The organism is Halorubrum xinjiangense (assembly GCF_900102375.1).
Lineage (GTDB): Archaea > Halobacteriota > Halobacteria > Halobacteriales > Haloferacaceae > Halorubrum > Halorubrum xinjiangense.
The window spans coordinates 20333-40905 of the sequence record NZ_FNBO01000016.1; the positions used below are offsets into that span (position 1 = coordinate 20333).

Here is a 20573-nt window from a genome sequence, read left to right on the forward strand (position 1 = left end):
GTCAGTAGAGGCTCCGGAGCTCCTCGGTGATCTCGGCTTTGAGATCCTCGACGTACTCCTCGTAGTCCTCTTGGACGCCGATGCGGTTAATCTGCGGGGCCGACTCGATGTCGATGATCTCCTCGACCGGGACGCCGGCGTCGAGCGCGTCGAACGCCTCGTCGTTGAACGTCTGGATCGTCGTCAGCATGAGGTACGTCTTCTCCGGCGGACAGAACGTGTCGACCGGGTGGAACGCGTTCTGCTGGAGGTACGCCTCGCGCAGGTAGCGCGCGACCTCCAGGGTGAGCTGCTGGTCGTCGGGCAGGGCGTCCTTCCCGACGAGCTGGACGATCTCCTGTAGCTCCGTCTCCTCGTCGAGCACGTCGACCGCCCACTGGCGCCGCTCCGCCCAGTCGTCGGCCACTTCGTCCTCGAACCAGGGGTCGAGCTGGTCTTTGTACAGCGAGTACGACTCGTTCCAGTTGATCGACGGGAAGTGGCGCCGCTCCGCTAAGTCCGCGTCGAGCGCCCAGAACGTCTTCACGATGCGCAGCGTGTTCTGGGTGACCGGCTCGGAGAAGTCGCCGCCGGGCGGCGACACCGCGCCGATCGCCGAGACGGAGCCCTCCGTCCCGTTGATGTTCTCGAAGTAGCCGGCGCGCTCGTAGAACTGCGCCAGGCGGGCGGCGAGGTACGCGGGGTACCCCTCCTCGCCGGGCATCTCCTCCAGCCGGGAGGAGATCTCGCGCATCGCCTCCGCCCACCGCGAGGTGGAGTCGGCCATCAGCGCGACGTCGTACCCCATGTCGCGGTAGTACTCGGCGATCGTGATACCCGTGTAGATACAGGACTCACGCGCCGCGACGGGCATGTTCGAGGTGTTCGCAATGAGCGAGGTGCGGGCCATCAGCGGGTTGCCGTTGGCCGGGTCCTCCAGCTCGGGGAAGTCCTCGATGACCTCCGTCATCTCGTTGCCGCGCTCGCCGCAGCCGACGTAGACGATGATGTCCGCGTCGGCGTACTTCGCGAGCTGGTGCTGGGTAACCGTCTTCCCGGAGCCGAACGGGCCGGGAATCGCGGCCGTGCCGCCCTTCGCGATGGGGAACAGGCCGTCGAGGATGCGCTGGCCGGACACCAGCGGCGTCCGCGGCGTCTTCTTGTCGTTGGCGGGGCGCGCCTCGCGCACCGGCCACTCCTGGTGCATCGAGACCTCCTCGCCGTTGTCGAGCTCGACGACCGTCTCGGTGACGTCGAAGCTGCCGGCCTCGGCGGCGACGACCTCGCCGCCCTCGTAGTCCGGCGGCACCATGACCTTGTGGTCGATGGTGACCGTCTCCTCGACGACGCCGACGATGTCGCCGGGCTCGACGACGTCGCCCGCCTCAACCTCGGGCTCGAACGCCCACTCCTCCTCGAGGTCGATACCGGGCGCGTCGACCCCGCGGTCGAGGTACGGACTGCCCATCTTGCCCTCCAGTACGTCCAGGGGGCGCTGAACGCCGTCGTAGATGGCGTCCAGCATCCCCGGGCCGAGGTCGACCGACAGCGGCTCGCCCGTGTTCTCGACGGGTTCGCCGGGGCCGACGCCGGAGGTCTCCTCGTACACCTGAACGGTCGTGAGGTCGCCCTCGATCTCGATCACTTCGCCCATGAGCCCTTCGTCGCCGACGTAGACGACGTCGTTCATGCGGGCGTTGAGATCGCGGGCGGTCACGACCGGACCGCTCACGCTCTGAATGACGCCGTTGTCTGTCTCGGCGTCGGTTGTGTCTGCTTTGCTCATATTAGTCGTCTTCCTCCATCAGGTCGATACCGATGGCGCGTTTGATCTGGTCGCGCAGCCCGCCGCTGCCGGCGCCGGAGCCGCCGAGCGTCACGAGGACCGGCTCGATGCTCCCCTCGACCGCCTCGCGGGTCCCCCGCGAGAGGTGGTCGAGGTCGTCGTCGTGCATCACGATGATGCCGACGCCCTCGTCGTCGAGCGTCCGCTCGACGGCGTCGTCGAGCTTCTCGTCTTTCTCGTCGTCCGGCACGTTCTCGAACGCCCGGACGCCGGCGAGGCGGAATCCGGTCGTGAACTCCGGGCTGCCGACGACCGCTATCTCCTGGCTCATGTTATCACCAGCTCCGATTCGATCTCGTCGGGCGAGAGGCCGGCCTCCTTCCCGCGGGCGATCGCCCGGATGTTCTCCGTCTCGCGCTCCTTCGCGAGGATATACGAGATTACCGGGGTGACCGACACCGGGTGGACCGTGCCGAGCCGGTCGCCGTAGGCTAACAGCGCGGCGTCGATCGCGTGTTCGAACGCGATGAGGCTGTCCGCCTCTTCGAGTTCGCGCAGCGCGGGTCCGAGCTCGTCGCCGTACTGGCTGTCACCGATGTACTCGACCAGTTCGTCGAGGTTCTGCGCCAGCCGCGCGAGCGACGAGCGGGTGAACAGGTCGCCGCCCTCGATGAAGTACGCGGCGGGGTCGATGTCGGCGCCCGAGCGGGCGAGCCGGAGCGCGTTCGTCGCGTTCCGGAAGTCGACCTCCGCCTTGAGGAACGCCTCGTACTGCCGGGTCGGCTCGTCGCCGCCGAGCCCGGAGAGGAGCCGCTCGTAGAACGCGCGGTCGACCGCGTTCTCTAAGGGCACCAGCACGTCCGTCTCCTCGTACTCCGCGTACGCCTCCCGCAGCGGCTCGCCGTAGATCGTGTCCTCGAGGACTTCGATCACGGCGTCGATCGAGTCCGCCTCCAGCAGCCGGCGGATCCGACGGTCGTCGAACTCGCCGGCGCGGATCAGGTCGACCTCGACGGCCGACTGGTCCGCGTCGGTGTAGGCGCCGCGGATGATCGTCTTCACGTTCCAAGCGTCGAATTTCCGGAGGTACCGAGCGATGAGATCGTACAGCGACCCCTCGCTCCAGTCGAGGATGGCGTCGAACTGCTCGGCGAGGTTCCGGTTTAACGCGTACTCGATCAGGTCCACGCCGCCGTGGCGGCTACCGAGGGCGTTGATCTCGTCGCCGTAGCTCGACTCCTCCATGAACCGGGCGATCTCGGCCGGGCCCATCCGGGTGAGCTTGCGGTACTCCTCGTCCCCGTAGAGGCTGCCGCGGCGGGCACGAACCCGCGCGACGACGTACTCGGGGTTCGAGCTACCGGCGGCGCTCATTGGTCGAACAGCCGCTCCGAGATGTTCTTCAACTCGTCGTCCCAGACGGACTCCAGGACCGAGTCGAACGTGTTGTTCACGCGAACGCGGGAGGTGTCGCTCTCGGCGACGACGCCGCCGAGGCAGTCGAGCTCCCCGTCGACCTCGGCGTTGCGGTCCGCGACGAGCTCCTCGAGCAGCTCGACGTCCTCGGCGCGGGTGTAGACGGCGACGTCCTCGTCGTCGTCGAACTCCGCGAGGGTCGCGTCGAGCAGGGCCTCGGTGAGCTCGCGACGGTCGTCGCCGTCGAGGGCGGCGATCGCCGCCTCGACGTCGTCGCGAACGTCCTCTAAGACGTCGCGGCGAGCGCCGAGCCGCTCCTGTTTGGCCTCGAGCTTCGCCGAGGAGAGCGTCTGTTCGCGCTCCTGGTCGATCTGGCTCTCGACCTCGGCGAGCCGCTCCTCGCGGATGCGGTCCGCGTCGGCCTCGGCGTCGGCGACGATCTCGTCGGCCTCCGCCTCGGCCTGTTCGCGGATCTCCTCCGCACGCGCGCGGGCCTCATCTTCAACGTCCTCAACGACGGTTTCCAAACTCATTGGTGTGAAAGGGAGACCGTTCAGACGATGAAGACGACGACGAGCGCGAGGATGACGATCGTCTCGGGAAGGACCGTCAGGATGAGCCCGTTGACGAACAGGTCGTCGTCCTCGGCCATCGCGCCGACGGCGGCCGAACCGATACCCCGCTCCGCATAGCCCGCACCGAGCGCCGCCAGGCCGACGGCGAGAGCCGCTGCGGCGCTGGGATCAGTCAGTGTTCCACCGGTCGACAGTGCGACGTTCCCGAGTTCGTTGGTAGCTTCAAGCATTGGTAGTAGTTGCGGTTGCTCGTCTCCGAACGGTTGCTAATTGCCCCTAGAGGAGTCATAAAGCTTCCCAAAACGACCGAGTGAAACGCGAGAGAACGCCGAGGAGAGACGCGGCTACGGAGGTTCAGAACCCGACTGCGTTGCCGGGTTCGACGGGCCAAACCGGGGTCACCGCCCCCGAGGCGTGTCGCGGATCAGTCCTCGCGGGTGTACCGACGGTCGCGGCCGAAGGGCAGGTACGCTCGACCCCCGCCCTGATAGAACTTCCCGAAGAACTCGACGTACTCGAGACGCACGGCCTGAATGCCGGCGGAGGTGACGCCGAGCAGCAGGACGACGAGGTGACCGACGATGGCCACGACGACCCCGCCCACGAGCGCGAGGATTCCCACTCCGCTCGGCTCGAAGGCGGTCGTCAGCCCCGCGAAGACGAGTTCGTACTCGCCGCCGTTCGCGACGGAGTGCTCCTGAACGTACGAGAGGTACTCCGGCGTGAAGATGAAGTGGAAGCTCCCCTCGCCGCTGCCGTCGATGTACGCGCCGAACGCGAGTAGGTTGACCGCGAGCGCCATCCCGCCCTTCGCGAGCAGGACGGCCATGATCCGGGCGTAGGAGATGACGTTGACGAGCGGAGAGAGCACCTCGGCCAGCTCTGCCGGCTCGCCGATCCCGAGTAGGACCGCTCCGAGGGCGGCGGCGGCGAGCCCGACGAACCCGACGACGACCGGGAACCCGCTGAACGAGACCGCCCCGAGCGTGAGCAGGGAGATCGAATCGAACAGGAAGTCGGGCTTCGGCCCGAGAACGTGCCGGCTGAAGATCCAGACCCAGATACCGTTGAGCAGGAGCAGCCACGAGGCGCTCTCGTAGACCGCGTGCTTCAGGTCGTGGAGCTGGTAGTTGTTCACGAACGAGAGGGCGTATCCGACGTTGAGGTGGAGCATCCCGAACAGCACGCTGACGACGAGAAACGCCAGCGCCCAGTCGATGTCGGCCGGCGAGAGCCCCTTCCCGGCGATCGGCCAGTGGACGTCACCGGGCAGCAGCTGGTAGGCGTGGTAGCCGAAGACGTCGATCCCGAAGTATATCCCGAACAGGATCGTGAAGCCGCCGGCCCACATCGCGACGGAGCCGAGCTCGCGGAACGCGCCGTCGAACTTCGAGTACATCACGTAGCCGAGCAGCGCGTACAAGACGCCGTAGCCGACGTCGCCGATCATGAACCCGAACATCGCCGGGAACGTGAGGAAGACTAAGAGCGTCGGGTCGAACTCGGAGTACTTCGGCCGACCGAACCCCTGTACGAGCAGCTCGAAGGGACCGGCGGCGCCGCCGTTATCTTGGACGACCGGCGGGTCGTCGGAGCCGTGTGCCGCGTGACCGCCGTCGGTGGCGGCCTCGCGCTCGGCCGTCGCGTCCTCGGCCTCGGCCGCCGCAGCCGCACCGCCGTCGCGGCCGGCATTCCCGCCGTCGACCGGCTCGGCGTGATGGTCGCCGTCGGGGGTGAAGGAGGCGCGTTCGAGCTCCTCGACTTCAACGTGGTCGCCGACGGCGTCGACGACCGCCGCCTCGAAGTCGGGGTACGTCTCGGTCGGCACCCACCCCTCGGCGACGAAGGCGTTCTCGGTGGTCGCAAAGGAGAGCGGCGCCTCCTTCTTCTCGGCCTCGATGGTGAGCTGCTCTTCGGCACGCAGCAGGAAGCCCGCCGCCTCCTCTTTCACCGATTCGAGCTCGCGTTCGACGCCGGCGAGCTCGTCGCGGAGGTCGGCCTGCTCGGCCTCCAGCTCCGCGACGTACTCTTCCGGGCTCGCGTCCGCGTCCGGCACGTCGAGCAGCGCGATGTCGACGCCGACGAGCGCGTCCTGAACGACGCCCTCGGCGTCCGAGTCGGCCGGCCGCGCGACGATGGCGACCACGTCGCCGCCGACGAAGACGTCGAAGACGTCGATCGAGTCGGCGTCTTCGAGCGCCGCCTCGACGGCGGCGGGCTTAGCCTCGCCGACGACGACCTCGACTGAGTCGTAGCCGCGCAGGTACTCCAGGTCGATCCCCAGCTCTGCGAACGGCTCCATGCGGTCGATCTCCTCCTGCCGGTCGCGGATCGCGGCCTGGAGCTCGTCGCGCTCGTCGTTGAGCTCGTTGACCCGCTCGCGGACGCGCTCGAGCTCGTCGACGAGCTCGTCGTCGTCCAGCGACCGGGCGACCTCGGCGTCGTCCTCGTCGACGTCGAGGATGCTCTCCAGCGACCGGACGGTCACGAGCCGCTCGTTGACGGTCTCCGCGCCGTCGAGCGAGGTCCCCGGCTCGAACCCCTCGTACCGGTCGTCGTAGTCGGTGACGTGTAGGGAGTGGTGGGCGTACGCCGCCTCGATGACGTCGTCGATGACGCGCTTCGAGCCCGTCACCGACACCCGGCTCATCCGCTCAGGCCTGAGCATCCACCGCCTCCTCGGCCTGCTCGTGAACCGCCGCCTCGAACCGCTCGACGGCGTAGTCGACGGCCGATTCCACCCGGTCGCGGGCCTCGCGTTCGAGCTCGTCGCGGTCGGCGCGCCCCGACTCGAGGATCTCCTCGCGCCGCTCCTCGATCTCCTCTCGGGCCGCTTCGAGCCGCTCTTGGGCCTCCGCCTCCGCCTCCTCCTCGGCCTCGGCGCGGATCTCGTCCGCGCGCTCTCGAGCTTCGGCGAGGCGCTCCTCGGCGTCCGACTCCGCGTCCGCGATGATCTCGTCCGCCTCCCGTTCGGCCTCCTTGATCGAGTTGAGCACCTCTGGTCTCGCCATGCTACTAATCGCCTGAAACTCTACAAGCGACGTATAAGGTGTTTGCGAAAGCCCGCGGGGTTGCGCGCCGATTCCGGGGCGATGCCGGACGGATTCCGCGCGGAACGCGGCCGCGGCGCCGGGGAGGTTCGGGCGCCGCCGCCTACATTTAAGTAGCAGTCGCGGAACCCTCACCGTATGGCAACGGTGTATGCGGTCGCGTCGGCGAAGGGTGGCGTCGGGAAGACCACCACGACCGCCGCGCTGGCGACGGTCCTGGCGGACTCGGGCGCCGACGTCGTCGCGATCGACGCCGACCTCGGCATGGCGAACCTCGCGGGCGCCGTCGGGGTGACCCCCGGCGAGACCACCCTCCACGACGTCCTCGCCGGCGAGGCGGACCCGGCGGCGGCGGTCCGCGAGGGGCCGGCCGGGCTCCGGGTCGTCCCGGGGGCGACCGACCTCGACGCGTACGCGGCCGCGGACCCCTCGGGGCTCGGGGGGGTCGTCGAGGCGTTCGACGACGCCGACTTCGTGTTCGTCGACGCGGGCGCCGGCCTGTCGCACGACTCCACGCTGCCGCTCGCGGTCGCCGACGAGACACTGCTCGTCTCGACCCCGGAGCGGAGCGCCCTCGGCGACACCGAGAAGACGCGACAGCTGACCGAGCGCCTGGGCGGGACCGTCGCGGGCGCCGCGATCACCCGCGTGACCGGCGACACCGACGAGGTCGTCACGGCCCTGCTCGACGCCCCTATCCTCGGGCGGATCCCGGACGACGAGGCCGTGGCCCGGGCCGCGGCGGCGGACCGCCCGCTGCTTTCCGTCGCGCCCGACGCGCCGGCGACCCGGGCGTACCGCGACCTCGCCCGGGCGCTGACCGGCGGCGACGTCGACGGCGCGGGGCTCGACGCGCCCGCGGCCGCCGCGGCAGCGGGGGTATCGACCGCGGACTCCAGCGCCGCGGAAACGGACGACGACGCCGAGGAGGCCGAGAGCGACGACGAAACCGAGAGCGAACCCGACGCGCCCGACGACGACGCGGTGATCGTCGACGAGGAGCCGAGCGACGACGACGACGGGGCGGCAGACAGCCCGGACGACGGCGACGAAGCGGAGGCGGACGAGCGCGGCGACGCCGTCGACGAAGGGGAAGAGGAGGAGACCGGCGAGGACGAGGACATCATCGTCGCGGATCCCGACGCGACCGGCGTGACGGAGCCGGGCGACGGCGACGACATCATCGTCGCGAGCGAGAGCGAGCCGCCGGACGCGGAGACGGCCGGCGCCGGCGACGAGGAGCCGGAGTCCGCCGAGGGCGACGGCGAAACCGATGGCAGCGCCGGCGACGCCGCCGCCACCGAAACGACGGCGACCGCTGTCGACGAGGCCGATACCGACGACGGGGCCGAGGAAGGCGGCGACACCGATACCGCCGCCGGGGCCGAGGACGGCAGCGAAGGCGAAGCCGACGACGGGGACGAGACCGTCGACGGGGACGAGACTGCCGCCGAGGCAGCGGACTCGGACGCGATCCCCGACGCGGACGAGACGGCGCGCGAGTCGGCCGTCGACCGCGGCGACGAGGACGGCGGCGAGGGGCGAGCGAGCGACGAGCCGACGGCGGACGACATCGACGACGAGCTCGCCGGCAGCATCCCGTTCCGCGACGACGACACCGGGACGATGAACACCGTGCTGTCGGAGGGGGACGACGAAACGGGGGCTGACGGCGACGACGAGAGCGCGGAGTCGGGGACCGGGGAGGAGTCGGCTGCGGACGACGAGGAGCCGGGGGACGACGGCGGCTTCTTCAGCCGGCTCCTCGGTCGGTGAGACCGGCCCGCTGCGGGGATTTTCGTCGATAACGGTGGAACGCGAAGAGTGACTGCGAGAACCGACCGGAGCGCGGCGGCGCGGTCAGGCCTCGGAGGGGGCCCGGGCGCGGTCGCGGATCAGCTCGCGGATCTCCTCGGGGTCGGTGACCTCGGCGAGCTCCTCACAGGAGACGAGAGCGGTGCCGTCGACGGACTCGCGCTTCTCGTTCTCCTCGGTGAAGTACACCGAACGGGTCTGGGCCACCTCGCCGATGGAGGACATGATCCGGGCGCGCTTCTCGGCCGCGGCGGTGAACGCCGAGTGGCCGGTGAGCACGCGCGTCGCCGGACTGTCCTCGTCCTCCGAGACGGCCTTGAACGGCGCGCGAGCGGTCGGGTGGACCGTGAAGCCGGCGCTGGTGAGCACGTGGAGGACGTGCTCGTCGTCGGGGTCCGCTGCGGGCGCCGAGGGCGTCGGCTCCGCGTCGCGGACCTCGTCCGCGCCGTCGAGGACGTCGACCGGGCTGGAGAACGGCTGGTCAAACAGCTCCTCCAGCTGGATCGCCACCTCGATGGAGGCGTTCATCCCGTCCTCGTACTTCGAGACGGTGCGGCGGGAGACGCCCAGCTCGGTCGCGAGGCGGCCGAGCGACCAGCCGCGCTCCTCGCGCTCGTCGGCGAGCAGGTCGCCGTCGAGGCTGACGTATAACCCGCCGGGGGCGGCGTAGATGAGCGGGGGCATTCCCTCGACGAACAGGTCGTAGGCGGTGTCGGGGTTGATCACCGGCACGCCGTGCCGGAAGTAGACGACGCCGGGCTTCAGCTCCTCGTCGCGGGTGCGGATCCCGATCACCATCGGCGTCCCCCTGAGGTACTCGCCGAGCCGGCGCATCTCCGCGCCGGTCTCCGCGTCGAGCGCGTCGACGTTGCCGAGGATCTTTAAGAGGAGGAGGTCCTCGTCGCGGCGGGCCGCCACGTCGAAGCTCTTGGGCCGGACCGCACACCGGTCGCTGACGAGGAACCCTGCGTCCTCCAGCATCGCGGTGACGTTCCCGATGAGCGCAGTCCGGGACATAGCCGGAACAAGCGGCTCGGCGTATATATGCGTTGTGTCGTCCCGCCCCCGACGAAACTGCCGCCCGCCTGCGATTTTCCGCGTTCGGGGCGGGAAACGATTAAATACTCGACCGGCCGGAGAGCGACGGGGCCACCCCCGAAAGGGGCTTGACGCGCCGCCGCGAACCGCGTCGCATGCCGATCGTCGCCGTCGACGACACCGACTCCCGCGAGCGCGGGATGTGCACGACGTACGTGGCGACGCGGATCGCGGAGCGGCTCGCGGACGCCGGGGGTCGGGTCCGACGGCGGCTCCTCGTCCGCCTGAACCCGGCAGTCAAGCACAAGACGCGCGGGAACGCCGCGATCGCGCTCCACGTCGCCGGCGTCGACGCCGAGCGGGCCGTGACGGTCGCCGTCGAGACAGTCGAAGAGTTCGCGGCGGCGTCGGACCCGCGGACGTCGCCCGGCGTCGTCGTCGCCGACCGCGACGTCGACGGCGACCCCTTCGACTCGACCGGGGCGCCGATCCCCGACGAGGTCGCCGCGTTCGCTCGCCGCGCGCTCCGCGAGCGGCTCTCCGTCGCGGACGCGGTCGAGCTGGCCGAGAGACACGGGTTCCGGCACGCCGCGGTCGGCTCGGCGGGCGGCGCCGACGGGGCGAACGACGCCGACGCGGACGACGCCGACGCGGTCGCCGGACGGGGCCGGATCGGCGCGCTCGCGGCGGTCGGCGCGCCGGCCGCGTTCGACGACTGGACGTTCGAGCGCATCTCCTACCGCGAACTCGACCGCTGCGGCACCCCCCGCGAGGTCGACGCCGAGAGCGTCTTCGCCGCCGCGGAGGAGGGGTACCCGACGGTGTGGGACACCGTGGACCGGGAGACGGGCGCCGCCGTCTGCGTCCCGAACGCCCCCGGCCCGATCCTCCACGGAATCCGGGGCGACGATCCGGCCGCGTGCCGCGCGGTCGCGGCCGCGATCGACGGCGAGACGGTCGAACGCGCGGCGACGTTCCTGACGAACCAGGGCACCGACGCCCACCTCGCACCCGGGAGGATCGGGGACCTCCGCGACGGCGCCGGCTACCGCGTCGCGGGCGTGGTGGCGAGCGTGCCGGAGACGAAACAGGGGGGACACGTCCATGTCGACGTCGCGAGCGACCGCGACGCGGCGGGTTCGGGCGGCGCAGGCGGTTCCGGCGACGGGACGGACGCCGACCGCCTCCGCGCCGTCGCGTTCGCGCCCACCGGTCGCTTCCGCGACCGAGTCCGGGGGCTTCGCCCGGGCGACCGCGTCACCCTCTGCGGCGAACACGAGGTGCGTGAGGACGCCGCGGGCCCCGAGAGCACCCTGAAATTAGAGAAGTTCGCCGCCCGCGACCTCGTCCGGACCGCGCCCGCGGTACCGACCTGCCCGGACTGCGGGCGGTCGATGTCGTCGGCCGGGCGGGATCAGGGATACCGCTGTCGCGACTGCGGAACGAGCGCGCCGGGGAAGGTCGAAGAACCGATCGAGCGCGACCTCGAAGCGGGGTGGTACGAGGTGCCGCCGAGCGCGCGGCGCCACGTCGCGAAACCCCTCGTCCGCGGCGGGTTCGACGCGCCGACGCACCCGGAGCGGTGAGATCCGCCCGGAGCGGTGAGATCCGCCCGGAGCGATGAAGTGGCCGCCGCGCGAGCGAACCGACGTGACCGGAATCGTCTTCCACGCGACGGAACGGCGCGACGCAGTCGTCGAGTTCTACCGCGAGCGACTGAACGCGACCGTGCGTCTCGAACAGCCTGACTGTACGATCTTGGAGTTCGACGGCTTCCTGTTCGGGTTCTGCGAGCGCGACGCGGCTGACGACTGCGGCATCCTGACGTTCGTCTACCCGGACCGGGAGGGCGTCGACGCCGCCTCCAATCGGCTGGGCGACGCGGTCGTGAAAGAGCCACGAGAAAACGAGACGTACGACATCTACCAGTGTTTCGCCGAGGACCCGGAGGGACGGACCGTCGAGTGTCAGGTCTTCCTCGACGACGTCGTCGATATCGCGTAGCCGCGGTGCTACTCGTCGAGGTCGCGCCCCTCGCGCCACTCGGTCGCTCGCGCTTCGGCGGCCTCGCGGTCGTCGAACCGAACCCGCTCGTAGGCCGACTCGTCGGCCGCCTGCTCCATCACGTCGAGGCGGACGACGAAGCCGCCGGCCGCGCGCTCGCGGAGCCTGACCGTCGCGTACCCGTCCGATCGCTCCCACTCGGTGACCGTTCCGTCGTCGCGCTCCAGCGACCAGCTCATACCCGGACGGACGCGTCCCGCGGCTAAAGCGGTGCGGTTCCGGGGCGGCCGCGGGGCCCCGAGGTCGCGCCCCCGAGCGACGCGCTCGGCGACCGGCGAGTCAATCGCCCGCGCTCGGCGACCGCTCGGCGACCGGCGAGTCCTCCGCGTTCGGCGTGGCCGCGTACCCGCATACCGGGCAGACGACGTAGCCGAGCGAGTCGTACGGTACCGACGTCGAGGGGGCGGACACGTCGCACTCCGGGCAGTCGAACGTCGCGGCCTTCTCGGTTGACATGGTATCGCATAGCGACTGACAGCCCCTAGTTATGGACCGCTTGCGGCCCGGTCAACGCCACCCTACTTATATACCGAGTCCGAACTCCGGCGCGTGACCGACGACGCACACGCGGGCGGGTCGGCGGGAGAGCCGACCGGACCGCACGAGCGACGACGCGAACGGGCCGCGGAGCGGCTGGAGGCCGTCGGCGCGGCGGGGCTGGTCGCGTTCCCGAGCCGCAACCTCCAGTACCTCACCGGCTTCGCCGAGGAGCCCGGCGAGCGCCACTTCTTCCTCGTGATCCCCGCTTCGAGCGCCACGGAGCCGGAGCCGGCGCTGCTCGCGCCGGCCCTGTACGAGACGCAGGTCCGGGAGGCGACGACCGTCGGGGAGGTACGGACGTGGAACGACGGCGACGACCCGGTCGCGGCGACGCGCGAGCTGCTCGCGGACCGAGGGCTCGACGCGGGGCGGCTCCTCGTCGACGACACGATGTGGGCGCGGTTCACGCAGGACCTGCGCGCGGCGGCGCCCGACGCGACGTGGGGGCTCGCGAGCGAGGCGCTCGCGGACCTGCGGGTCCGGAAGGACGAGGCCGAACTGGCGGCACTCCGCGAGGCGGCCGCGGTCGCGGACGGGGTCGTGGACGACCTCCGCGAGTTGGGGGCCGATGCGGTCGGCATGACCGAGGCCGCGCTCGCCGACTGGATCGCCGAGCGCCTTGCCGAGCGCGGGGGGCGCGGCGTCAGCTTCGAGACGGTCGTCGCGGCGGGCGAGAACGGCGCGAAGCCCCACCACGGCCACGGCGACCGCGAGATCCGCGCGGGCGAGCCGGTCGTCTTAGACTTCGGGACGCGCGTCGACGGCTATCCCTCCGATCAGACGCGGACGCTCGCCTTCGGCGGGGAGCCGAGCGAGGCGTACGCCGAGGTCCACCAGGTCGTGCGCGAGGCGCAGGCGGCCGGCGTCGAGGCCGTCGAGCCCGGCGTCCCGGCGGCCGCCGTCGACCGCGCCGCGCGCGAGGTGATCGAGGCGGCGGGGTACGGCGACGCCTTCGTCCACCGCACCGGCCACGGCGTGGGGTTGGACGTCCACGAGGAGCCGTACCTCGTCGCGGGCAACGACCGCCCGTTAGAGCCCGGGATGGTCTGCTCCGTCGAGCCGGGGATCTACCTCGACGGGCGGTTCGGCTGTCGGATCGAGGACCTCGTGGTCGTCACCGAGGACGGCTGCGAGCGGCTGAACCGGACCGGACGCGGCTGGGCGTGATGGTCGCGGACGCACGGCCCGTCGTCAAGAGTGATGCGGCGAAAACGCGGAGACCAGCGCGTCGACGTCGAGACGCGAATACGGGAGTCGTGTGCCTGCCCCCAATAGGGGATTACCGTCAGATAATATAACGGTATTACCGAATTATTTCGGGTGTATTCCCTGAGTCGGACCGAGCGCGCCTGGACCCGCTCTGCGGGCGCCCGAGCGGCATCGAAACCATTAGTGTCGCCCGAGCGGAACCGCGGGGCATGAGCGACACAGACGCGGACGAAGGGGACGAGGAGGCGGAAGCGGAGCCGGCCGTCGAACTCGGCGACGGGCCGGAGGTGGCCGGCGAGCCGGTCGCCCGCGTCGCGTCGCGGCTCACCTGGCCCGCCAAGAACAGCGACGTCCGCGAACAGGAGGGTGACACCGAGCTCCGGACCCCCGACGGTCCCCGCGCCCTCGACGACGTGCTCGCGGACTCCGATGACCCGCTGTTCGAGAGCCGGAGCGACTTCGTTCAGGCGGTCGAGGACGTCGTCGGCCGCGGCCCGGTCGCGACCGAGTAAGCGTCGAGCGCGACGACTCTATTTATAAACAGCCGCCGAGACGACGAGAGTGACTTATAAACTAGCGGTCGGCGCGCGCCTCCGAGCGGTCGCCGAAGGCGGCCGCAAGGAGCACGCGCGAGGGAGTCAGTCGGCCGGAGCGAAGCGGAGGCCGACTGACGAGGCTGGGGAGGCGTGAGGTGCGGTCGCTGTGCCGGGCGGGACTCAAAGGGTCAGCCACGAAGCCGCCGCAGACGACGTAAGCACCGCAGTGAGTGAGCGAAGCGAACGAGCAAGGAGCGCAGCGAGTGTGCGGCGGCTTCGTGGCTGGGGCTTTGGCGGTGTTCACCGTCGGGCTGTTGACCACCATTTGGCTCTGTTGAAATCCGTAACAGGAGACACATTCTGACCCGGTTGCGGTCAATACAGGTGGTGTATTCGGTACGAGGATGGTCATTCCACCATCAGTCAGATGTTCAGTCACTTCTCTTCATCAAGCCACGCCTCCTTCGCGTCCTCGACCGACTCTCCGACCTTCCGTCCCCGGTAGCCGAATATCCCGTCGTATCCCGACTGCGACATCAGGACCGGAACGAACGGTTCCTCGGCGAGGAGATACCCGTTCCTCGATTTCGCGTACGCTTCTCCCGCTTCGACTCGCTCGAAGTTCCGTGCGAGCAGTTCGTACCTGTCCCCGGACGGCTTCTCGACTTCGTCGTAGATATCGAAGTATTTCGTCACGGGAGCATGCATCGGGGGCTTCCCCGAGAGGGCACCCTCATTGGTGAGGAACGCCCGGATTAGCATCTCGGCTTTCGCGATCGAGTTCGGATGTTCGACCTTCCCGACCTCTATCGAGACAATCTGCCCGGTCGAACTGAACGAACTGTCGATGACTGGCGTCTCGTTGATGACATACGCTATCGGGAGTTGGGAGACGAGCTCGAGCGAGCGGGGGTGTCCCTCCGAGACGAACGCGACAGGCTCGTGGGTTGCGTGGGTCGTATGGAGCGAGATGGTGTCACAGCCGGCCGTCTCGGTAACGAGTTGGGCGGCGAGGCGCTGCTCGCGGTCGTCCGATTCCGGGTCACCCGGGAACACCCTGTTCATGTCCACGTCGAGAAAGCGGCGATGCGAGATAGACGCCGGCGGATTGGCGACGATGAACTTTACGGCCCGCTCGAATTCAGGCAACTGCTTGAGGAGACGATGGATCGCGCGGGCGCCTGTCGGTTCGTCTCCGTGTATGTTGCAGACCACAGCGAGGTTCGCGTCGCCCGGGCCGAATTCCACAACGTCAGGGGCCACATCTTGGTCGAACATGTAGTCGAACGTAGACGCTACATGCGGAAAGTTTCCCCGCCAGTTGGGTCGTTCAAACACTACTGAGTCTGAAAAAGAGGATTTTAACAGAGCTCATCATTTATAAACGACTCCTGCGCCGAACACCTATCCGCTCGCCCCGCCGCCGTCCGACACGTCGCGGTCCAGCCACGCGGTCGCGATCGACTCGAACGGGGCGGCGTACCCCATCAGCGTCGTCCCAAGGACCGCCATCACGAGGACGTAGCCGACCGCGAACGCGTTGATCGTCCCCGCCAACGCCGGGTCGAACGTGCCGGCGTTCGCACCGGTGACAGCGATCGTGGCGATGATCAGCGAGAACTCGCCGCGGGTGGTCATCCCGAGGCCGACTCGCGTCGACCGGCGGGCGTCGAGGTCGAACGCGCGCCCCGCGAGGTAGCCCGTGACGACCTTCGACGGCGTGGTGACGACGACGGCGAGCGCGACGAGCGCCGCGACGTCCGCGAACAGCGCGGGGTTCGTGACGAGCCCGATCCAGAAGAAAAACACCGCGGCGAAGAGGTCTCGGACCGGCTCTAAGATCGTCTCGATCGTGTGCGCCTGAGCGGTCGGAGCGAACGCCATCCCGACGAAGAACGCCGCGACCGCCTCGCTGACGCCGAGCGCGAGCGCCGCGCCGGCGACGAACACGACCGCCGCCACGGCGCGCAGCGCCACGAACTCCCGGTTGTCCGTCGCGACGAGCCGGTCGAAAAGCGGGGTGCCGAACCGAACGACCGCGAGCAGGCCGGCGATGAACGCGAGCGCGATCCCCACGTCGGTCGCGGCCGCCGCGACGTCGCCGCTGCCGAGCACCAAGGCGGACGCGACGGAGAGGTAGACGGCGATGAACAGGTCCTCGTACACCAGGGTGCCGAGCATCGGCTCCGCCTCGTCGTTGGCGATCCAGCCGAGGTCGATGAGCGACTTCGTGATCACCGCCGACGAGGAGATGTAGACGATCCCCGCGATCAGGAACGCCGGGAGGAACGCGCCGAAGACGAGCCAGCCGAGGACGAGCCCGACCCCGAAGTTCGCGAGGTCGATCGTGCCCGCCGTCCCGATCGGGCCCCGTCGGGCGAGCAGCCGGTCGAGGTTGAACTCTAAGCCGAGGAAGAAGAGCAGGAAGACGATCCCCAGCTCCGCGCCCAGCGAGATGAACTCCGTCTCGGGGACGTAGACGGTCCCGACGGCGGGGAGCGCGATCTGTCCGAGGACGAACTCCCCGAGCAGCATCCCGACGAGGATGTACGCGGGGATCACGGACTGTCCGAGGCGGTTCGCGAGCGCGCCGGCGACCGCGACCGCGACGAACATGACGCCGACATCGAGCAGCGCCACTACCAACCACCGCCGGGAGGGCCGACCGTACCGCCGAACCCCGACGCGCCGAGCCTCGTCGTGCCGAGCCCCGACGCCCCGTACCGACCGGTCATTCCGTGAGGATCTCCTCGAACGCCGCGCAGTTCTCGGGCGTGCCGACCCCGATCAGGGTGTCGCCCTCGCGGAGGGTGGTCTCGGCGCCCGGGCTGTCGAGCACCTCGTCGCCGCGCTGGATCGCGACGACAGCGAGCCCGGTGCGGTTGCCGATGTCGGCGCTCTCCAGCGTCTCACCGACCAGCGGCGATCCGGGCGGGAGCTCGTACCACTCCAAGAGGATCCCGCCCGGCAGCGTCGTCTCCTGCGTCTCCGGTTCGACCGGCTGGAAGTACGCTCCCTCGATGATCGAGCCGATCGTCCGCGCGAGGTCGTCGGAGAACTCGAACGCCTTCTCGGAGTCGGCATCCGGGTCGCGCCGCCGGAACACCTCGCGTTTCCCGGTGTTGTGGATGACGACGATCATCTCCTCGCCGCCACCTAGCTCGATCTCGAACTTCTTGCCGACTCCCGGGAGGTCGGACTCGGTGATCGTCATACCGGCACCAGCGCGCCCACCGTAATATGTCTGTACGTCGGGCAGGGGTCGCGTCCGCGCTCGTCGCCAAACCACGCGACTCGAAACTCCGTCCGATGCGCGACCCAGAATCCCGTCCGATGCGCGACCCAGAATCCCGTCCGACGGGCGTCAGCCGCGGGTACCAAACGCTAAGTGGGGCGGGGCCGAGGGTATCGATATGTGGCGCTCCCGGGGGAGTCGGGACCGACGGACGGTCGTGTGCATCGCGTGCGGGGACTCGGTGTTGCGGGAGGACGCGCGCGAGTACGACAAGGAGGGCGACCGCTGGAACCGGCGCGACAAGGAGTTCGAGTACCTCTGTGCCGACTGCGACGACGAGATATCTCACCAGCCCCGCGATGGCCTCGAATCGCTGATCCTCTCGATCGAATCTGACGGCCTCTCCACCGAGGAGTTCCTCAACCGCTACGCCGACGCGGTGGCGGACGACGCCGACCGCCGGAGCGACGAGGGCGGGTCGGGGAGCCGCTCGGACCGCGGCCGGTCGGACCGCACGCGCTCCGACCGCGACCGCGACCGATAATCCTACCCGTCGCGGCTCGGTACCGCGACCGTACGCATGCGCGCCCTCCACGTAGTAGCCGCGGCTTCTGCCCTCGTCCCGATCAGCACCGTCGACCTCGTCCCGACCGCCATCAGCACCGTCGACCCGGCTACGACTGTCGCCGGCGCCGGCTCCCTGATCCTCGGACTCGCGTTCCTCGCGCGCGGCGCGAGCGGTACGGTCGACGCGGTCGGGACCCTCCGAACGACCGCGACGAGTCCGACCGGGCTCGACGGCGCGGAGCGGCGGATACGAGTCAGCGGCCGCGCCGGCGACGTTGACGGCGAGACGCTCCCCGCGCCGTTCGGCGGCGAGCCGTGCGTCTGTGTCGAGTACGACGTCTCCGAGCTCCGCAGCCAGGGGAAAGGGCAGTCGTGGGTCACGATCGACGGGGGCGAGGCCGGCGTTCCCTTCCGGGTCGAGGACGGTGGAACCGGCGTCCGGGTCGACCCCGCGGCCGCGACCTTCTCGCTCGACGTCGACGAGAAGGTAAAGCTCGACGCGGGCGAGGAGCCGCCCGAACGCGTCCGGGGATTCATCGACGCGGTCGACGAGGTCGACGACACGGAGACCGGGTACGAGGTCGGCCCGCTCACGATCGGCGACGACCCGCGACGCCGGTACGTCCAGCGGACGCTCCGCCCGGGCGACGAGGTGACTGTCGTCGGCGACAGCGAGGCGTTCCCGGACGCGCCCGTCGGCGAGGTGAAATCGCGGATCGCCGGCGGCTCGCCGTTCGTCGTCTCGGACGCGAGCGCGCGGCGGACCGCACTCCGACTGGTCGGCGCGTCGGCGGTCTCGATCCTCTTCGGCGCGGTCGCGCTCGGCGTCGCGGCCCTGCTGCTGTCGCCGGCACTCGCGACGTTCGTCTGAGTGCGGCTCGTTCGGATGAGACGGCACGCCCATATGAGACGATACGCCCGACTCGCCGCCCGCGGCGCGTTTCCCCGCCCGACAGGCCTTTCTAACGGACCCGCGTTGGTGGAGGTATGTCAGACGACGAGCCGAAGCAAGGGTCCGCCGAGGACCAGGGCCCCGTGACGATCACGCCGGCGCTCGCGGACCGACTCGCCGAGAAGCGCGAGGAGCTGTTCGAGGAGTTCGAGATCCGCGACGAGTTCCCGAGCGAGGTCCTCCGCGAGGCGGAGACGCGAACCGAGGGCGTCTACGAGGAGATCGAAGCCGAGATCGACGAGCGCGAGGACCTCCGCGACCTCACCACGTGGACGACCGACCCGATCGACGCGCAGGACTTCGACGACGCCATCTCCATCGAGCGCGAGGAGGGGGCCTACCGGCTGTGGGTCCACATCGCCGACGTCACCCACTACGTCACCCCGGACACGGCGATGTGGGAGGAGGCGGTCGAGCGCGCTAACACCGTCTACCTCCCCGACTACACGATCCACATGCTCCCGCCGGTGCTGGCCGAGACCGTCTGCTCGCTCGTGCCGAACGAGGACCGCCTCGCGCACACCGTCGAGATGGAGATCGACGAGGAGACGCTCTCGTTCGAGGACATCGACATCTACAAGTCCGTCATCAACTCCGACGAGCGGCTCACCTACAAGCAGTGCGAAAAGCGGCTCGAGGACCCCGACATGCCGCTCGGTGAGGAGAACACGCTCGCCTTCGAGCTCGCCGACCGGATGCACGAGCAGCGCAAGGAGGACGGCTCGCTCGTCTTGAACCCCCGGCGCGACCGCGCGCACACCATCATCGAGGAGTCGATGCTGAAGGCGAACAAGGCGGTGACGCACACCCTGATGTGGGACCGCGGCGTCGAGGCGATGTACCGCGTCCACCCGCAGCCGACCCCCGACCAGTGGAACGAGGCGCTCAAAGAGATCCAAGAGCTCGACGGCGTCTCGATCCCCGGCGACGCGTGGGGCGATGACCCCCGGAAGGCCGTCAACGCCGCCCTCGAAGAGTCTCCGGAGCGGCAGCTCAACAAGATCCAGCGCGCCGTGTTGAAGGTGATGCCCCGCGCGAAGTACATGAACGACCCGTTCGGCGGCCACCACGCACTCAACTTCGACATCTACGGCCACTTCACGTCGCCCATCCGCCGCCTGTCGGACACGATCAACCACTGGATCGTCCACGAGAACGACGTCCCCGAGACCCTCGTCGAGCTCTGCGACCACGCCAGCGACAAGCAGAAAGACGGCGAGACCGCAGAGCGGCTTTATAAGCAGTTCCTCCAGGAGCAGGGGCTCGACCCGTACGCGGTCAACAACCGCGGCGTCGAGGTCGTCGAGGACCCGGAAGAGGCGAAGCATACGGCGTGAGCCCGGTCCGGTCGAGGGGGAGACGTACGCGCCAGCGAACGCCCCGCAAACGCGTGGCTCGGCAGGACATATACACCGTCTCAGCCCTAACGATCGATATGGCAGGCCACGACCACGGCGACACGAACCGACATGAACCGGAGCCGCTCGAACCGACCGGCGACCCCGAGCGCGACGCGGAACGCCCCGCGACGATCGGCGGCTTCACCGGGGCCGTCCTCGGCGCCCGGGGCGGACCCGTCGGCGCCGGCATCGGCGCGCTGATCGGCGGGTCGACGGGGTACGCCGTCGGATACGCTCTGAGTGGGCTGGAATCGATGGACGGAGAGGAGCTCGACTCCGTCGACGGCGTCGCGGAATCTCCGTCGGAAGGCGACGACGACGGGCCCGTGACGATCGACGTCGAGTCCGATGACCACGGCGACCACGATGACCACGGCGACCACGACGACCACGGCGACCACGACGACCACG

General features: G+C 69.6%; 21 protein-coding genes and 1 pseudogene. 9 read left to right on the forward strand and 13 right to left on the reverse strand.

Annotated features, from left to right (window positions below; translation table 11 throughout):
• Position 1: 1 nt before the first annotated feature.
• From F3H13_RS14485 to ahaH, 7 genes are all read right to left on the reverse strand, one after another.
• On the reverse strand, positions 2 to 1765 hold the full coding sequence (locus tag F3H13_RS14485; RefSeq protein WP_149799707.1) for an ATP synthase subunit A: 1764 nt from the start codon (positions 1763 to 1765) through the stop codon (positions 2 to 4).
• 1 nt (position 1766) lies between these two features.
• A complete protein-coding gene (locus tag F3H13_RS14490; RefSeq protein WP_006629423.1) occupies positions 1767 to 2096 on the reverse strand; it encodes a V-type ATP synthase subunit F in 330 nt (109 codons plus the stop codon).
• The gene (locus tag F3H13_RS14495) at positions 2093 to 3139 is read right to left on the reverse strand and encodes a V-type ATP synthase subunit C (RefSeq protein WP_149799708.1); all 1047 of its coding nucleotides are present in this window, start codon (positions 3137 to 3139) and stop codon (positions 2093 to 2095) included. The genes F3H13_RS14490 and F3H13_RS14495 overlap by 4 nt, the downstream gene beginning before the upstream one ends.
• Complete coding sequence (locus tag F3H13_RS14500) at positions 3136 to 3714, reverse strand: V-type ATP synthase subunit E (protein ID WP_149799709.1); 579 nt, start codon at positions 3712 to 3714, stop codon at positions 3136 to 3138. The genes F3H13_RS14495 and F3H13_RS14500 overlap by 4 nt, the downstream gene beginning before the upstream one ends.
• A 20-nt stretch (positions 3715 to 3734) precedes the next feature.
• A complete protein-coding gene (locus F3H13_RS14505) occupies positions 3735 to 3986 on the reverse strand; it encodes a hypothetical protein (protein WP_149799710.1) in 252 nt (83 codons plus the stop codon).
• Positions 3987 to 4180: 194 nt separating this feature from the next.
• Positions 4181 to 6406 carry a V-type ATP synthase subunit I gene (locus tag F3H13_RS14510; RefSeq protein ID WP_149799739.1) on the reverse strand — a complete coding sequence of 742 codons (2226 nt, stop codon included), beginning with the start codon at positions 6404 to 6406 and terminating at the stop codon, positions 4181 to 4183.
• Positions 6407 to 6410: 4 nt separating this feature from the next.
• A complete protein-coding gene (gene ahaH, locus F3H13_RS14515) occupies positions 6411 to 6767 on the reverse strand; it encodes an ATP synthase archaeal subunit H (protein WP_149799711.1) in 357 nt (118 codons plus the stop codon).
• 177 nt (positions 6768 to 6944) lie between these two features.
• On the opposite strand from ahaH, the gene F3H13_RS14520 reads away from it, so the two are divergent.
• Positions 6945 to 8582, forward strand: coding sequence for a nucleotide-binding protein (locus F3H13_RS14520; RefSeq protein ID WP_149799712.1), 1638 nt, complete (start codon positions 6945 to 6947; stop codon positions 8580 to 8582).
• An 84-nt stretch (positions 8583 to 8666) separates the two neighbouring features.
• Here F3H13_RS14520 and F3H13_RS14525 read toward each other — a convergent pair whose 3' ends face one another.
• Positions 8667 to 9638, reverse strand: a complete 972-nt coding sequence (locus F3H13_RS14525; protein WP_149799713.1) for a transcriptional regulator — start codon at positions 9636 to 9638, stop codon at positions 8667 to 8669.
• A 176-nt stretch (positions 9639 to 9814) separates the two neighbouring features.
• Between F3H13_RS14525 and F3H13_RS14530 the strand changes: the two genes are divergently transcribed.
• Entirely contained in the window at positions 9815 to 11245 is a 1431-nt protein-coding gene (locus F3H13_RS14530; protein ID WP_149799714.1) for a tRNA(Ile)(2)-agmatinylcytidine synthase, read from the forward strand.
• 64 nt (positions 11246 to 11309) lie between these two features.
• Positions 11310 to 11663 (forward strand): VOC family protein, encoded by a 354-nt coding sequence (locus F3H13_RS14535; protein WP_149799740.1) that lies wholly within the window; start codon positions 11310 to 11312, stop codon positions 11661 to 11663.
• An 8-nt stretch (positions 11664 to 11671) separates the two neighbouring features.
• Here F3H13_RS14535 and F3H13_RS14540 read toward each other — a convergent pair whose 3' ends face one another.
• Both F3H13_RS14540 and F3H13_RS16305 read right to left on the reverse strand, forming a co-directional pair.
• Positions 11672 to 11902: a DUF7543 family protein gene (locus tag F3H13_RS14540; RefSeq protein WP_149799715.1), complete on the reverse strand. Its 231-nt coding sequence runs from the start codon at positions 11900 to 11902 to the stop codon at positions 11672 to 11674.
• Between the two features lie 100 nt (positions 11903 to 12002).
• Entirely contained in the window at positions 12003 to 12179 is a 177-nt protein-coding gene (locus F3H13_RS16305; RefSeq protein WP_188128083.1) for a hypothetical protein, read from the reverse strand.
• A 93-nt stretch (positions 12180 to 12272) separates the two neighbouring features.
• On the opposite strand from F3H13_RS16305, the gene F3H13_RS14545 reads away from it, so the two are divergent.
• A complete protein-coding gene (locus F3H13_RS14545; RefSeq protein ID WP_149799716.1) occupies positions 12273 to 13430 on the forward strand; it encodes an aminopeptidase P family protein in 1158 nt (385 codons plus the stop codon).
• Positions 13431 to 13681: 251 nt separating this feature from the next.
• Complete coding sequence (locus tag F3H13_RS14550) at positions 13682 to 13984, forward strand: DUF5789 family protein (RefSeq protein WP_149799717.1); 303 nt, start codon at positions 13682 to 13684, stop codon at positions 13982 to 13984.
• Positions 13985 to 14443: 459 nt separating this feature from the next.
• Here the strand turns inward: F3H13_RS14550 and F3H13_RS14555 are convergent, their stop codons facing one another.
• From F3H13_RS14555 to F3H13_RS14565, 3 genes are all read right to left on the reverse strand, one after another.
• On the reverse strand, positions 14444 to 15286 hold the full coding sequence (locus F3H13_RS14555; RefSeq protein WP_149799718.1) for a M14 family metallopeptidase: 843 nt from the start codon (positions 15284 to 15286) through the stop codon (positions 14444 to 14446).
• A gap of 126 nt (positions 15287 to 15412) precedes the next feature.
• Positions 15413 to 16648, reverse strand: a complete 1236-nt coding sequence (locus F3H13_RS14560) for a cation:proton antiporter (protein ID WP_149799719.1) — start codon at positions 16646 to 16648, stop codon at positions 15413 to 15415.
• A gap of 91 nt (positions 16649 to 16739) precedes the next feature.
• Entirely contained in the window at positions 16740 to 17222 is a 483-nt protein-coding gene (locus F3H13_RS14565) for a cation:proton antiporter regulatory subunit (protein ID WP_149799720.1), read from the reverse strand.
• 199 nt (positions 17223 to 17421) lie between these two features.
• Here F3H13_RS14565 and F3H13_RS14570 point away from each other — a divergent pair, with 199 nt between their 5' ends.
• The 4 genes and pseudogenes from F3H13_RS14570 to F3H13_RS16310 all read left to right on the forward strand — a co-directional run.
• Positions 17422 to 17787: a DUF7562 family protein gene (locus F3H13_RS14570; RefSeq protein WP_149799721.1), complete on the forward strand. Its 366-nt coding sequence runs from the start codon at positions 17422 to 17424 to the stop codon at positions 17785 to 17787.
• Between the two features lie 36 nt (positions 17788 to 17823).
• Positions 17824 to 18681 (forward strand): GIDE domain-containing protein, encoded by an 858-nt coding sequence (locus tag F3H13_RS14575; protein WP_149799722.1) that lies wholly within the window; start codon positions 17824 to 17826, stop codon positions 18679 to 18681.
• A 116-nt stretch (positions 18682 to 18797) separates the two neighbouring features.
• Positions 18798 to 20099 (forward strand): RNB domain-containing ribonuclease, encoded by a 1302-nt coding sequence (locus tag F3H13_RS14580; protein WP_149799723.1) that lies wholly within the window; start codon positions 18798 to 18800, stop codon positions 20097 to 20099.
• Positions 20100 to 20197: 98 nt separating this feature from the next.
• Positions 20198 to 20573 (forward strand): annotated as a pseudogene (locus tag F3H13_RS16310) (hypothetical protein); the annotation flags it as partial.

What these genes read in the sequence shown, in the direction of transcription:
- F3H13_RS14485 (WP_149799707.1), bottom strand. Translation starts at nt 1,765, where the DNA reads ATGAGCAAAGCAGACACAACCGACGCCGAGACAGACAACGGCGTCATT.
- F3H13_RS14490 (WP_006629423.1), bottom strand. Translation starts at nt 2,096, where the DNA reads ATGAGCCAGGAGATAGCGGTCGTCGGCAGCCCGGAGTTCACGACCGGA.
- F3H13_RS14495 (WP_149799708.1), bottom strand. Translation starts at nt 3,139, where the DNA reads ATGAGCGCCGCCGGTAGCTCGAACCCCGAGTACGTCGTCGCGCGGGTT.
- F3H13_RS14500 (WP_149799709.1), bottom strand. Translation starts at nt 3,714, where the DNA reads ATGAGTTTGGAAACCGTCGTTGAGGACGTTGAAGATGAGGCCCGCGCG.
- F3H13_RS14505 (WP_149799710.1), bottom strand. Translation starts at nt 3,986, where the DNA reads ATGCTTGAAGCTACCAACGAACTCGGGAACGTCGCACTGTCGACCGGT.
- F3H13_RS14510 (WP_149799739.1), bottom strand. Translation starts at nt 6,406, where the DNA reads ATGAGCCGGGTGTCGGTGACGGGCTCGAAGCGCGTCATCGACGACGTC.
- ahaH (WP_149799711.1), bottom strand. Translation starts at nt 6,767, where the DNA reads ATGGCGAGACCAGAGGTGCTCAACTCGATCAAGGAGGCCGAACGGGAG.
- F3H13_RS14520 (WP_149799712.1), top strand. Translation starts at nt 6,945, where the DNA reads ATGGCAACGGTGTATGCGGTCGCGTCGGCGAAGGGTGGCGTCGGGAAG.
- F3H13_RS14525 (WP_149799713.1), bottom strand. Translation starts at nt 9,638, where the DNA reads ATGTCCCGGACTGCGCTCATCGGGAACGTCACCGCGATGCTGGAGGAC.
- F3H13_RS14530 (WP_149799714.1), top strand. Translation starts at nt 9,815, where the DNA reads ATGCCGATCGTCGCCGTCGACGACACCGACTCCCGCGAGCGCGGGATG.
- F3H13_RS14540 (WP_149799715.1), bottom strand. Translation starts at nt 11,902, where the DNA reads ATGAGCTGGTCGCTGGAGCGCGACGACGGAACGGTCACCGAGTGGGAG.
- F3H13_RS16305 (WP_188128083.1), bottom strand. Translation starts at nt 12,179, where the DNA reads ATGTCAACCGAGAAGGCCGCGACGTTCGACTGCCCGGAGTGCGACGTG.
- F3H13_RS14550 (WP_149799717.1), top strand. Translation starts at nt 13,682, where the DNA reads ATGAGCGACACAGACGCGGACGAAGGGGACGAGGAGGCGGAAGCGGAG.
- F3H13_RS14555 (WP_149799718.1), bottom strand. Translation starts at nt 15,286, where the DNA reads ATGTTCGACCAAGATGTGGCCCCTGACGTTGTGGAATTCGGCCCGGGC.
- F3H13_RS14565 (WP_149799720.1), bottom strand. Translation starts at nt 17,222, where the DNA reads ATGACGATCACCGAGTCCGACCTCCCGGGAGTCGGCAAGAAGTTCGAG.
- F3H13_RS14570 (WP_149799721.1), top strand. Translation starts at nt 17,422, where the DNA reads ATGTGGCGCTCCCGGGGGAGTCGGGACCGACGGACGGTCGTGTGCATC.
- F3H13_RS14575 (WP_149799722.1), top strand. Translation starts at nt 17,824, where the DNA reads ATGCGCGCCCTCCACGTAGTAGCCGCGGCTTCTGCCCTCGTCCCGATC.
- F3H13_RS14580 (WP_149799723.1), top strand. Translation starts at nt 18,798, where the DNA reads ATGTCAGACGACGAGCCGAAGCAAGGGTCCGCCGAGGACCAGGGCCCC.